12 protein-coding genes are annotated in these 12,519 nt (G+C 67.2%); 8 read left to right on the top strand and 4 right to left on the bottom strand.

Features of this window, described 5'->3' with window-relative positions; translation table 11 throughout:
- Positions 1-375 precede the first annotated feature (375 nt).
- Positions 376-1,185 carry a LysR substrate-binding domain-containing protein gene (locus AC07FN_RS41840; RefSeq protein WP_478400670.1) on the bottom strand — a complete coding sequence of 270 codons (810 nt, stop codon included), beginning with the start codon at positions 1,183-1,185 and terminating at the stop codon, positions 376-378.
- A 246-nt stretch (positions 1,186-1,431) separates the two neighbouring features.
- On the opposite strand from AC07FN_RS41840, the gene AC07FN_RS41845 reads away from it, so the two are divergent.
- Together AC07FN_RS41845 and AC07FN_RS41850 are read left to right on the top strand one after the other, a co-directional pair.
- Positions 1,432-1,941 carry an IS110 family transposase gene (locus tag AC07FN_RS41845; RefSeq protein ID WP_478400671.1) on the top strand — a complete coding sequence of 170 codons (510 nt, stop codon included), beginning with the start codon at positions 1,432-1,434 and terminating at the stop codon, positions 1,939-1,941.
- Positions 1,938-2,240, top strand: a complete 303-nt coding sequence (locus AC07FN_RS41850; protein ID WP_478400672.1) for a hypothetical protein — start codon at positions 1,938-1,940, stop codon at positions 2,238-2,240. Before AC07FN_RS41845 ends, AC07FN_RS41850 begins: the two co-directional genes overlap by 4 nt.
- Positions 2,241-2,836: 596 nt before the next feature.
- Here the strand turns inward: AC07FN_RS41850 and AC07FN_RS41855 are convergent.
- Positions 2,837-2,983, bottom strand: a complete 147-nt coding sequence (locus AC07FN_RS41855) for a hypothetical protein (RefSeq protein ID WP_478400673.1) — start codon at positions 2,981-2,983, stop codon at positions 2,837-2,839.
- 101 nt (positions 2,984-3,084) lie between these two features.
- Here AC07FN_RS41855 and AC07FN_RS41860 point away from each other — a divergent pair, with 101 nt between their 5' ends.
- Together AC07FN_RS41860 and AC07FN_RS41865 are read left to right on the top strand one after the other, a co-directional pair.
- Entirely contained in the window at positions 3,085-4,452 is a 1,368-nt protein-coding gene (locus AC07FN_RS41860) for an MFS transporter (protein WP_478400674.1), read from the top strand.
- Between the two features lie 88 nt (positions 4,453-4,540).
- Positions 4,541-5,212, top strand: coding sequence for a GntR family transcriptional regulator (locus AC07FN_RS41865; protein WP_358393393.1), 672 nt, complete (start codon positions 4,541-4,543; stop codon positions 5,210-5,212).
- Positions 5,213-5,236: 24 nt separating this feature from the next.
- Here AC07FN_RS41865 and AC07FN_RS41870 read toward each other — a convergent pair whose 3' ends face one another.
- On the bottom strand, positions 5,237-6,151 hold the full coding sequence (locus tag AC07FN_RS41870; protein WP_478400675.1) for a LysR family transcriptional regulator: 915 nt from the start codon (positions 6,149-6,151) through the stop codon (positions 5,237-5,239).
- 166 nt (positions 6,152-6,317) lie between these two features.
- Between AC07FN_RS41870 and AC07FN_RS41875 the strand changes: the two genes are divergently transcribed.
- The 4 genes from AC07FN_RS41875 to AC07FN_RS41890 all read left to right on the top strand — a co-directional run bounded on the left by AC07FN_RS41875 (position 6,318) and on the right by AC07FN_RS41890 (position 10,016).
- Complete coding sequence (locus tag AC07FN_RS41875) at positions 6,318-7,523, top strand: cytochrome P450 (RefSeq protein WP_478400676.1); 1,206 nt, start codon at positions 6,318-6,320, stop codon at positions 7,521-7,523.
- Between the two features lie 50 nt (positions 7,524-7,573).
- Positions 7,574-7,900 carry a 2Fe-2S iron-sulfur cluster-binding protein gene (locus AC07FN_RS41880; RefSeq protein ID WP_478389261.1) on the top strand — a complete coding sequence of 109 codons (327 nt, stop codon included), beginning with the start codon at positions 7,574-7,576 and terminating at the stop codon, positions 7,898-7,900.
- A 3-nt stretch (positions 7,901-7,903) separates the two neighbouring features.
- Positions 7,904-9,169 carry an NAD(P)/FAD-dependent oxidoreductase gene (locus tag AC07FN_RS41885; RefSeq protein ID WP_478400677.1) on the top strand — a complete coding sequence of 422 codons (1,266 nt, stop codon included), beginning with the start codon at positions 7,904-7,906 and terminating at the stop codon, positions 9,167-9,169.
- Positions 9,170-9,302: 133 nt separating this feature from the next.
- Positions 9,303-10,016: an IclR family transcriptional regulator gene (locus tag AC07FN_RS41890; RefSeq protein ID WP_478400678.1), complete on the top strand. Its 714-nt coding sequence runs from the start codon at positions 9,303-9,305 to the stop codon at positions 10,014-10,016.
- A gap of 97 nt (positions 10,017-10,113) precedes the next feature.
- Here AC07FN_RS41890 and AC07FN_RS41895 read toward each other — a convergent pair whose 3' ends face one another.
- Entirely contained in the window at positions 10,114-12,036 is a 1,923-nt protein-coding gene (locus AC07FN_RS41895; protein ID WP_478400679.1) for an FAD-binding monooxygenase, read from the bottom strand.
- Positions 12,037-12,519 lie beyond the last annotated feature (483 nt).

Raw genomic sequence — 12,519 nt, forward strand, 5'->3', positions numbered from 1 at the left:
TGACTCCGATCAGCTAAACACCAGATCAACCCCGTGATCCGGATTTTGGCACGGTACACCGTGGACTTAGCGGCCAGCGGGGCATCTATGTGAATCGACCGGCGTGGTAAGCGGGGCCGTGCCGGACGTGTTTCGTTCACCTGCCGCGCTGGCCCCGAAGAGGTTGCAGATTTCGTGCAGATGGTCGGGATCATCGTCCCGGTACACCCTCTGGTTCCAGCACCCAGATACGGCTGATGTCACGCGGATCCCGGCGGATAATGCGGCCCAGGCTATCGCGGCGGCTGATCCACGGCTTCAGCGACGCCGGCTCCTCGGCGCCCGCAGGACGCTCTCCCCGGGGACCTGGCCCGATCCCTCGTTCGACCTGAAGGCCTACTCCCGAGAGGCGCCGCTGCCCGCATGAGGCGGGGCGGCGCCGTCGTGCGTGGCTGTGTTCTGAACTACGTCTGCGCGGCCGTAGCTGCCGAGCTTCTCGACCGCGTAATCGAGCAGGGCCGCGGCGCGCGGCGTGAGGGTCATGTCCTCGGGCCAGATCCCCACGACGTGGGAGAGGGTTACGGGCGGGTCGAGGGGGCGGACGGCGACCGGCCGCCCCTCGAGGCTCATGGGGAGCACGTTGGGCCGGGACATGAGCAGGCCGTAGCCCACGCCGCGGCCCACGAGCGCCTCGATGAGGATGATCTGGGTGACCCGGGTCGCGATCCTGGGCTCGAGCCCGCGCGCGGCGAACGCCTCGACTATGTTGATGGCGCTCGGGCTCGCGTCGTAGAGGATGAGTGGCTCGCCGGCGAGATCGGCGAGATCCACATTGCTGCCCGCTGCGAGCGGGTGGTCCGGATGCAGGTGGGCCTCAAGCTCGGTCGCGTAGATCTCGCGGCGACGGTAGCCGACGGGCAGGAACCTCTCGTACATGATGGCCACGTCGAGGCGTCCCGACTGGAGCGCTGGGAACAGGTCGTCGGTGGTGCCCACCGTGATCTCGAGGTCCACCCCGGGATGCCTTCGCGGGAAGCCTTCGAGGAGCTCGGGCACCACGCTCGTGGCGAAGCTCGCGTAGCAGCCGAGCTTCACGGGGCCCCGCAGCTCCTCTCCCCGGCGGGCGCCCAGGACGAGCTCCCGTGTGTCCGCGAGGATCCGGCGGATCTCACCACAAGATCGTCTTCCGCAGAGCCAGGACCCCACGTGATTACCTATCGCGCCTGTGAGGATGGTGGGGGCTTGTTCCGGGTCGTGGTCTCACCCGTATCGTGCCTGGCCTTGATGCCTTGAGTGTGATCAGTCGGCTACGACCCGGCGCAGGGCGTGCCGCCGTCGGTTTGGTGAGCGTGTCTCGATAGGGGCCTTCGCGTCCGGCACCGTCACAGGTCTGACCGCCACGGCCGGCGGTGGCCTGTTGTGTTCGGCGAGTAGACCAGGAGACAACGCCCCATGGCCAGCGTTCTGCCGCAGCCTCAGACCGACGGCCAGGTCATCCTCGGTGTGGATACTCATAAGGACTTCCACGTCGCTGTCGTGATCACTGTGATGGGCGTTGTAGCGGGCAGTCGGGCGTTTCCGGCGACGGCGGCCGGTTATCAGGAGCTGATCGGGTGGGCTGGCTCCTACGGCGTGATGAGTCGAGCGGGGGTAGAGGGCACCGGCTCGTACGGGGCAGGGCTGACTCGCCTCCTGCGTGAGGCAGGCGTGGATGTCGTCGAGGTCAACAGACCGAACCGGGCCATGCGCAGGCGCCGCGGCAAGAACGACACGGTGGATGCCGAGGCAGCTGCCCGCGCGGTGTTATCCGGTGAAGCCGCGGTCACGCCGAAAAGCGGTGACGGGCCGGTGGAAGCGATTCGGGTGCTCAAACTCGCCAAGGACTCTGCGGTGAAGGCCAGGGTTCCAGGCGATCAACCAACTCAAAGCTGTCCTGGTCAACGCCGAGCCGCAGTTGCGTGAGGAACTCGCTTCGCCTGAGTCTCAGCCGGCTCGTTGCCCGTTCCGCCAACCTGGATTCCGAGGCATATCGCGGTGTCACCGCCGCTGTCGCGCACACGCTCAGACGGCTGGCTTGTCGTATCCAGTACCTCGCCGAGGAGATCCACGACCTCCAGCAGCGCATCGCCACGGCCGTCAAGGCCGCCGCGCCCGCGCTGCTGGAGTTGTGCGCGTACAACAAGATCAACGGCATCTACGCCTCCCAAGACCCGTGGCTGCTCACCGAGGTGCTTCGGAAGGAGTGGGCTTCCAGGCCGTAGCGGCGATCGCGCGCATAACCAGCAGCATCTTCCGCCTCGTAGACAGACTCTTCCCCCAAATGGAACGCATCATGAAAATCAACGAACTGATAGGCCGTCGGTCGTCACATGCAGTACGGCCGCGAGGGCTTCCAGCTCGGTCTTTGCGCACTGCCGTTGGGCTCGCCTCGTGCGCGCGGTCGATCCCTTGGAATCGATCATCTTGAGATCGCTGAACGTGGTCAGCGGCTGACGTCCACAAGGGTCGAGACCGGCAAGTCGGCGACGCTGCGACCGGCGAAGATTCGGCAACCGCCCGGGACGGCGACCCAGCGGCCGAAACGTATATGACTTTTCGTCCGGCGTCAACATCTCCTGGCCTGACGTGCACGCCTGCACCACCAGCCGGGGCAAGCCGCGATGAGGCGTTTCCACATCGGATTGGGAATCCGGTTCGGTTGGTCCGCGGTCGGCTGACCATTGACAGCAGCGGCTCGCGGCCATCAAGATTCCAGATCGTATGCGATATCGTAGTTGATGTTGGGAGCTTCCATTGACCCGCGACCCTGTATCCACCGCCCTCGGACACCTACCGGGCAAGGTCATCGCGGTGCATCTCAACTACCCATCCCGCGCAGCACGACGAGCCCGGCGATGATCTGGGACAGCACGACCTGCGCTACGCCGACCGCGGATTCAACGTCCGTTCCAGGAGCGGCGAGAGATACACCCCGCTCGGCCCCGATCTCATCGGCGCGGCCCATGTCGATCGGGCGAGGCGGGGCTTGCGCATCTTGGACCTCGACGGCCGGACGCGGGAGGTCCAGCGGCGTTCCGAGCCAACCGACACAGCAAAGGAGCTGTTGTGGCTGAACAAGAACTCACCCGGGATCAAACTCGGCGAGAACATCGCCGAGTCGCATTGGGCACGCTGGTCGGCACCACCATCGAGTGGTACGACTTCTTCATCTACGCCAACGCCGCCGCCCTGGTGCTGACTCCCCTGTTCTTCGAGCCGTTCGTGGCCTCCTACGGAGAACTGGCCGGGCGGCTGATCTCGTTCGCCACCGTGGGGGTGAGCTTCATCTTCCGCCCGCTCGGCGCGGTGGTCGCGGGGCACTTCGGCGACAAGCTGGGGCGAAAGGCCATGCTGGTCCTGACGCTCATGCTCATGGGCGCGTCCACGACGGCGATCGGCCTGGTGCCCGGCTACGCGTCGATCGGGACGTGGGCACCGATTCTGCTCATCGTGATGCGCGTTCTGCAGGGGTTCTCCGCGGGCGGAGAGTGGGGTGGGGCCGCGCTGATGGCCGTCGAGCACGCCCCGGCGCACCAGCGCGGTCGCTACGGCGGCTTCCCGCAGATCGGGGTTCCAGTCGGCATGCTGATCGCCACCGCCGTGCTCAGCATCGTCACCGCGACGACTACCGAGCAGCAGTTCCTCGACTGGGGATGGCGGGTCCCGTTCCTGCTGTCCGTCGTGCTCATCGTGGTGGGCACGGTGATCCGGCTGGGAGTCGCCGAGTCACCGGTGTTCGCCGACGCCGATGGCGAGCAGCCGCGCGTCCGGCTCCCGCTCGTGCAGATGTTCCGCTTCAACGGACCACAAGTGCTCCAGGGCGCCCTCACGTTCGCCGCGAACAACGCGGCCGGGTACATGGTGACCGGCGGCTACGTGCTTTCCTACACCACGACGGTATTGGGGATGGACCGCTCCACGATCCTCAACCTGGTCACCCTCACCAGCGCGGCCTGGGTCGTCACCACCATGTCGGGAGCGATGCTGTCCGACCGGATCGGGCGAACCGCGGTGTACAAGATCGGTTTCGCCACCCTGCTCGTCTGGGTCTTCCCCATGTTCTGGTTGATCGACACCAAGAACGTGCTGCTGATCGGACTGGCGATGTTGGTCTTCAGCATCGGCATCGGGTTCTCCTACGGGCCGCAGGCGGCCATGCTCGCCGAGATGTTCCCCGCCCAGGTCCGCTACTCCGGAGCCGGGCTGTCCTACGCCTTCGGCGCCGTCCTGGGCGGCGCCTTCGCCCCGATGATCGCAACGTGGCTCCAAGCCGCGTTCGACAGCACCACAGCCGTGTCGGGCTACCTGTTCTGCCTCACGGTGATCGGTCTGATCGCGGCGTTCACGATCAAGGACCGCACGGGCAAGCCCCTCGGCCTGGACGCGCTCGACATCCCAGGGGCGACCAAACTCGCCGCGTCGGCCCACCGGTAACCGCTCGAGGTGGGGGCGTCCCGGGAAATTCCGCCGCCCCCACCGTATACGATTGCAGGTATCGCCACCCGAGGACGGAACAACGGAGATGCCGAGAACAGCCGGTACGCAGGCGCTGTCGAAGTCGGAGAAGGTCTACCAGGAACTCCACGCGCGCATCCTGTCGGGACGTTACGCGAGCGGCTACCGCCTGGTCCTCGACCAGATCGCCCGCGAATTCGGAACAAGCCCCGTACCGGTGCGCGAGGCCGTGCGGCGACTCGAGGCCGAGGGCCTGGTGACCTTCACCCGCAACGTCGGTGCCCAGGTCGCCGGCATCAACACCTCCGACTACGCCAACGCCATGCAAACGCTCGCCTACCTCGAAGGCGCGGCCACCAGCCTTGCGGCCTCGCATGTGACCCCGGAACAACTGGAGGACGCCGCGTCCTTCAACGCGGAGATGCGGCGAATGTGCGAGGGAACCCTGGACCCCGTCCGGTTCACGGAGCTCAACCACCGCTTCCACTGGGCGCTGTGCGAGAACTGCCCGAACCAGCACCTGCTCGACCTGGTGAAGCGGGAGTGGCAACGGATGTCCGGCATCAGGCGGTCCAGCTTCACCTTCGTCCCCGGTCGAACGTTGTCCTCTGTGGACGAGCATGATCGGATCATCGCGCTCATCCGGGCGGGAGCCTCGCAGGAGGAGATCGAGCGCGTCTCGCGCGACCACAAGCTCCGGACGATGACCGAATACGTGACGTCCCGCCCGGAATCCTGACCATCCGGTGCCCCGGCACCGGGGTCAGCGGGATCGAGGGGCACGTCGGCGCGACCCCGGCACGTTCCCGATCCCGGGGTCGCGTGCGAAGTCGAGCAGAGCGCGGCCCCGATCGGTCAGCCGGACGGCCTCGGGCCAGACCGCTTTCACCCGGATCGGCCGCACGGCCGGCCGAATCTCCTTGACCACCACGGGCAATCCCTCGTAGGACTGGCTGACCGCGGGCCGCTGGATCAGGATGGCGTACCCCATCCCGCGAGCGACCAGCGAGCGGGTCAGTTCGAAGTCCGACGCGTGCAGGGCCACCACCGGCTCCACACCGGCGCGGTCGAACAGGGTCATCGTGTGCTGAGCCGCCGGGGGCACGTCGAGCAGGATCATCGGGTCACCCGCCAGTTCTCGCAGCGACACCGTCGCCTGCTTCGCCAGGCGGTGCCGGGCAGGGAGGAGAACGTACGCCGGAGCCTCGTAGAGCACCACGGAGTTCAGTCCCGTCGGGAGGTCCAGGTCGTACACCACCGCTAGCTCGAGCTCGCCCGCTAGCAGCCGGTGCGGTAGTTCTGTCTGACTGCCTTCCACCACCCGGACCTGTACCTTCGGATGGTTGTCCGCGAACCACGCCAGCAGTGGCGGCACGACGGTCGGCGCGACAGTGGCGTAGCAGCCGATCACCAGTGGACCGTTGAGTTCCGCTCCCCCGCTGGCGACGTTGAGCTCCAGATCGTCGGCCTGGCGCAGCAGGTCCGCGGCACGGGAGTGCAGGTAGCTCCCGGACGGTGTCAGCGACACTCCACGGGCTTTGCGACGCACCACGAGGTGCGTGCCGAAGACGCGTTCAAGCTCCGTGAGCGCGGATGCGACCGCGGTCGGCGACACGTGCAGCCCGCCCGCGGCGCTCGAGATCGAGCCCGTTTCCGCGACAGCGACGAAGTACGTCAACTGACGAAGCGTGTATTCAGCCACCGCAGCCCCTGGGATCCATCCACATCGGCCAATCCGGAACCACTACTCAGTAGTGGATATATCCAACAACTTTGAAGTTTACATACGCTGAACGCCTCTGCCAGTCTTGCTTGCATCCTCGACGAATTGGAGGCAGTCAACGATGACGCCGACGGTCGACTTGGCGCAGGCCCGCCCGATCCCGGTCGCGGACTGGGTCACCATCCCCGATCTGTACGCCGATCCCTACCCCGTCTACCAACGAATGCGTGCCGAAGCACCCGTGCACTGGGTTCCCGCGGTGAACCGGTACATGGTGACCGACTACGCCGCGTGCCACACCATCGAACAGGACCAGGAGAGGTTCTCGGCGGACGAGACCAACTCGCTGATGAAACGGGCGATGGGGCACAGCATGCTCCGCAAGGACGGCCCCGCGCACGACGTCGACCGCAAGTCCTACGGCGGAGTGCTCCGGCCGAACGCGATCAAGCGGCACTGGAACGCCGTCTTCGAGCAGAACTGCGCGAAATACCTGGAGCGCCTGGAGAACGCCGGTCCGGGTGCCGACCTCATCTCCGAGTTCGCCGCGCCCTACGCCGCCGAGAACCTGCGGCTCATCATGGGTTTCCGGAACGCGACGCAGGACGACATGCAGCGCTGGTCGCAAACGCTGATCGACGGGACCGGGAACTACGCCGACGACCCGGACGCGTGGGCCAAGGCCGAACAGTCGTCGCGCGAGGTCGACGACGCGATCGACGAAATGCTGCCGCACCTGCGCGCGAACCCGGACCACAGCCTGCTATCCGGGCTGGCCCACCTGCCGATTCCCTTGGAAGCGATCCGGGCCAATCTGAAGATGACCATCGGCGGCGGCCTCAACGAGCCGAGGGACGCGCTGGGCGCAACGGTGTGGGCGTTGCTGTCCAATCCGGACCAGCTCGCGCAGGTGTTGGCCGAACCATCGCTGTGGTCCACCGCGTTCGAGGAGTGCATCCGCTGGATCGCCCCCATCGGCATGTACCCCCGTGAGTCCACTCAGGACACCGTGCTCGAAGGAGTGCTGGTCCCCAAGGGCGCCCGGCTCGGTGTGGTCGTCGGCGCCGCCAACCGGGACCCGAAGGTCTTCAACGACCCGGAGACCTACGACATCAACCGGCCCAAGCAGCCGCACCTCGCCTTCGGCGGCGGCAACCACTTCTGCGCCGGCGCCTGGGTCGCCCGCGCCTCCGTGGTGGGTGTCGGCATGCCGCGCCTGTTCGACGCACTTCCGAACCTGCGCCTGGACCCGGACGCGCCGGCGCAAGCGGGCGGCTGGGTGTTCCGCGGCATGCTCCGGCTTCCGGTGCTGTGGGACCGCAGGTGACCGGAGCCGGTTTCGCGAACACCCGGAAAGACGACCGAGGAGAACTCCCAATGGCAAAGGTGAACTTCCACCACCAGGGCGGCACTGTGGACGCCATCGAGGTGGAGTCCGGAACCAGCATCATGCGGGCCGCGGTGAGCAACGGTGTCCGCGGCATCGTCGGGGAATGCGGGGGGCAGGCCATGTGCGCGACCTGCCACGTGTACGTCCACGAGCCGTTCCTCGACGGCCTGCCGGAGATCGGCGAGGACGAGGAGGAGATGCTCGAGTGCACCGCTGAACCTCGCGACGAGCAGCGCAGCCGGCTGGGCTGCCAGATCACGCTCGGCGTGGACGCGGAGCAAATCGACGTCGACGTTCCCGCCAGCCAGGTGTGACCGGTGTCCACACCAGACCGCGTCGTCATCGTCGGTGCCGGACAGGGTGGGCTCCAAGTCGCCGATTCGCTGCGTGCCGGGGGCTGCGAGGGCGCCATCACCATCGTCGGAGAGGAGGACGACCTGCCATATCAGCGCCCGCCCCTGTCGAAGGACTACCTGCGTCCGGGCGGTGAACCCACCCCGCTACCGATCCGCGCTGCGGACTACTTCACCGGACTCGACGTCGATGTGCGGATCGGGGTGCGTGCCAGCGCGATCGATCGGGCAAGGCGCGAAGTGGTCCTCAACAGCGGCGCCGTTGTGCCGTATTCCCACTTGGTACTCGCCACGGGGTCGGCCAACCGGACGCTGCGCGTCGCGGGCGGTGATCTCGACGGCATCCACCACCTGCGCACGCTGGCCGAGGCGCGCGCCGTCCGCGCGGATCTCGGACATGCGCGTTCCGCGGTCGTGGTCGGAGCGGGTTTCATCGGGCTCGAGTTCGCCGCGATCGCCCGCAAACGCGGTCTCAACGTCACGGTGCTCGAATCGGCGGATCGACCGATGGGACGAGTGCTGTCCGCGCCGCTGTCGGACTTCGTAGCGGGTGCGCACCGGCAGGCCGGCATCGATCTGCAGGTCGGTGACGGTGTCGCGTCGTTCCAGGGCCGCAACGGCCGGGTTACGACGGTGATCAGCTCGCTCGGCAGGCGGTATCCGGCCGACCTCGTCCTGGTGGGCGTCGGCGTCACGCCACGCGCGGAACTCGCCGAGCAGGCGGGGCTCGCGGTGGACAACGGTGTGGTCGTCGACGCATCGCTGCGAACCGACGACGAGCGCATTTACGCGATCGGCGACTGTGCCAACTTCCCCAGCCACCACCTCGCCGCGCGGAGCCGGCTGGAATCCGTGCAGAACGCCACGGACCAAGCCCGGCACGTCGCCCGCGTGATCCTCGGCCGCCCTGCCCCCTACCGAGACGTGCCGTGGTTCTGGAGCAACCAGGGTGATCTGCGGTTGCAGATCGCCGGACTCGGACTGCCCGGCGACGAGAACGTCCTCCGCGGCGACGTCGACACCGGAAAGTTCTCGGTGTTCCGGTTCCGCGGCGGCAGGCTGGCCGCGGTCGAGTCCGCCAACCAGCCCGCCGACCACATGGCCGCCCGTCGTCTGCTGGCGAAGGAGCTGCCGCTCGGGCCGGAACGGGCAGGCGATCCGGCGTTCGACATCAAGGCCTACGCCAAGCGGGAAACCGACGTCGTCCGATCTGGACATCGCGAGGATTGAAACCGGGGAGCGCGACGATGATGTCGTCCACGCGTTGAAGCCAGATCGTTCGATGCTCGACCGCAGCCGGTTCTAGTATTGAGTGCCCCAGTTCGAACGATCGCCCACGCCTCGGGCAGGAAGGCATGGCTCCATGCCCGACCAGCAGGTCACGCAGGCCGGCTCGCAGACCCTGAGCCGCGGCATCCGGCTGCTCGAGATCCTCGCGTCCTCCGACCGCAATCTGTCGATCGACGAGCTCGCGGCGGAGCTCAAGGTGCACCGCTCGGTCGCCTACCGGCTGCTGCGCACCCTGGAGGACCACGGGCTGATCGTCCGCGACGGCGCCGGGCGGATCACGCTCGGCGCCGGCATGGCCGCACTCGCCGCGGGGGTCTCGCGAGACCTCCAGTCCGCCGCGCTCCCCGAGCTCACCGAAGTCGCGAACGAGCTGGGGATGACCTGCCTGCTCGCCGTGCAGCGCGACGGCGACGAGGCCGTCACCCTGGTCAGCAGCGCGCCCCGGAAGTCGGTGGCCGTCGTGTCGTACCGGCCCGGCCATCGCCACCCCATCACCCGCGGCGGGCCGGGCAAGGCGATCCTGCTGGAACTTCCCGAGAGCGCCTGGCCCGCCGACATGACCGACGAACTGCGCGCCGAGATCGAGGAAAGCCGCGCACGAGGTTATGCGCACAGTCGCGACGAGGTGGTTCCGTCGTTGTGGTCCGTCGCGGTGCCCCTCGTCCTGCCCGATCAGCCGCCGGCCTCCATCGCGGTCATCCACGTCTCGCTCCCCCGTCCCGAGACGGAAATCGCCGCACGCCTCAAGGTCTCCGCGGACAACGTGCAGCGCGCCTACGGCGTCTGACCCACGGCATCCGCGCGCAGTTCGGCTGGCTCGCCGTCTTTTCCGGTAGCGGACGCACCGTCCTCGACCACGATCCCTGACTTCTTCGTCAGGGTAGTCAGTTCCGATCCCCGTGCTCAGAGGGTGATGGCCGCTTCGCGTTGAAGATTCCCGCGAAGAACGCCGCCAACTCCTCCTTCGCGTCCAGCGGGAGCACGTTCGCGACGTAGTGGTCAGGTCGCACGACGACGAGCGCGCCAGCACGATCGATGCCACGCGCCTCGAAGATGTCGTCCTGCGGGTCGGCGGCGTACACCTTCTCGTAGTCGACGACGCCGAACGGGCCGACCTTCGGCAGGTACGCCCGCGGCACGGCGGCGAGATCGACGCCGGTGTGGTCCTGCTGGTAGATCACCTTGACGTCGAACCACGCGTCGACGTCCCCGTCCTTCGGCGTGTACGCGACCACCGGCGATTCCGGCGAGCCGCCGATCCATTCGGCGAAGTCTGTCGCCTTCGAACGCTGCCCCGCGGCCGGCCGGTCGGCGAACACGTAGATCCGCCAGCGGCCATCCGCGCGGTGGTGGTGGCCCAGGTGCACCGGGTTGGCGTCGCAGACCCGCGTGGCGACGTTCGACTTGAAGCGCTTGCCGACCGGGAATCCGGTCGCGAGGCTCTCGTGCGTGGTCGCGCCTATGATCATCGACGGCTGGTACTGCGTCATCAGGCCGGCGGGGAACTCGGCCGTCTTGACGTAGAAGTCCTCCAGTTCGGAGGGATCGTCCAGTTCTTCGGGCTTGGCGGCCATCAGGCTCGACCACTGCTTGTCGAAGTCGATCAGGTTCCGCGCGATCACCTGGCGCTCCGCGGAGTAGGTGTCGAGTAGTGCCTCGGGAGCACGTCCTTCGAGCACGTGCGCGACCTTCCAGGCGATGTTCCAGCCGTCCTGCATCGACACGTTCATGCCCTGCCCCGCCTTCGCGCTGTGGGTGTGGCAGGCGTCGCCGGTGATGAACACCCGCGGACTGCGGATGCCCACGAGCTGCTCCGGCACGTCGTCGAACTTCTCCGCCAGTCGGTGCCCCACCTCGTACACGCTGCGCCAGCAGACGTGCTTCACCGTCACCGTGTACGGGTGCATGATCACGTTGGCGCGGGCCTCGACCTCTTCCTGCGTCGTGTTCCGCACCGCTCCGCCGTCGTCCTCGGAGACCTCGCCCAGGTCGACGTACATCCGGAACAGGTGGTTGCCCTCCCGCGGGATGTGCAGGATGCTGCCGCCGTCGTGCGACTGGATGGCGCACTTGGTGCGTATGTCGGGGAAATCGGTGTCGGCCAGCACGTCCATCACACCCCACGCGTGATTGGCCTGGTCTCCCACGAGCTCGCGCCCGATCGACTCGCGCACCTTGCTGCGCGCGCCGTCGCAGCCGATCACGTACTTGGCCTGGACCGTCCGTTGCGAGCCCTCGTCCTCGCCCGCACTGCGCCGCAGGGTGACCGTGACCGGGTACGCCCCTTCCTCGGCGACGTCCAGGGTGACGAATTCGTAGCCGTAGTCCGGCACCAGCCGGGCCGGAGCGTTGCGCGCTACCTCGGCGAAGTAGTCGAGCACGCGCGCCTGGTTGACGATCAGGTGGGGGAACTCGCTGATCCCGGTCGGGTCGTCGGGAGCGCGAGCGGCTCGGACGATGTTCTTCGGGTTCTCGGGGTCCGGCTTCCAGAAGGCCATCTCGGTGATCCGGTAGGCCTCTTCGATGATGCGGTTGGCGAAGCCGAACGCCTGGAACGTCTCGACGCTGCGGGCCTGGATGCCGTCGGCCTGCCCGACCTCGAGCCGACCGGGACGGCGATCGATGACGCGCGTGACGATGTCGGGGAACTGCGCCAGCTGAGCGGCGGCGATCATCCCGGCCGGGCCACTGCCCACGACGAGGACATCGACCTCGTCCGGAAGCTCCTCGGGGCGATCTACGCCGACACCCGCGGGCGGCTGGATGCGCGGATCACCGGAAACGTACCCGTGGTGGTGAAACTGCACGGTCTCTCCTCACATCGTTGTGGGTTCTACGCATGACCAGTGCGTGTTCGATAAACGAATTTAAAGTTCTAATATAGAACGTCAATATCGTATAGTTCGGCCTTGGCGCCACACAAGGGCGAAATGCGGGGACGACAGCCGGCGCCCGGATCGGCCGGGCGTCGGCGAAAATCGGCTGCGCGCCTGCCGCTTCATGCGAGCCACTCGCGGACTGCGAACTCGATCGGCGCAGCACATCGACGTGGGCCTGCCCGGCTCAGCCGGGCAGGCCCACGAGTCAACACGTGCCGACCACCGTCAACGGCGAAGTACTGATGGAACCGGCCGATCCAGGCATCGTGATCAGGACTGCGCGTGCGTGGCACTACGACCACGCTTGTGATCGGGAGTTGACGTCCTCCCCACGGCTAAAGCCGGGGGATTCCAACCAGCGCTAACGCCGGTCGAGGTTCCTGCTTCACGGACCGCCTAACGGCGAGGTCT

This window comes from Saccharopolyspora sp. NPDC045941 (genome assembly GCF_056431445.1).

Excerpts from the sequence above, each read along its gene's own strand:
- AC07FN_RS41845 (WP_478400671.1), top strand. The coding sequence starts at position 1,432 with ATGGCCAGCGTTCTGCCGCAGCCTCAGACCGACGGCCAGGTCATCCTC.
- AC07FN_RS41855 (WP_478400673.1), bottom strand. The coding sequence starts at position 2,983 with ATGGGCCGCGCCGATGAGATCGGGGCCGAGCGGGGTGTATCTCTCGCC.
- AC07FN_RS41865 (WP_358393393.1), top strand. The coding sequence starts at position 4,541 with ATGCCGAGAACAGCCGGTACGCAGGCGCTGTCGAAGTCGGAGAAGGTC.
- AC07FN_RS41875 (WP_478400676.1), top strand. The coding sequence starts at position 6,318 with ATGACGCCGACGGTCGACTTGGCGCAGGCCCGCCCGATCCCGGTCGCG.
- AC07FN_RS41880 (WP_478389261.1), top strand. The coding sequence starts at position 7,574 with ATGGCAAAGGTGAACTTCCACCACCAGGGCGGCACTGTGGACGCCATC.
- AC07FN_RS41890 (WP_478400678.1), top strand. The coding sequence starts at position 9,303 with ATGCCCGACCAGCAGGTCACGCAGGCCGGCTCGCAGACCCTGAGCCGC.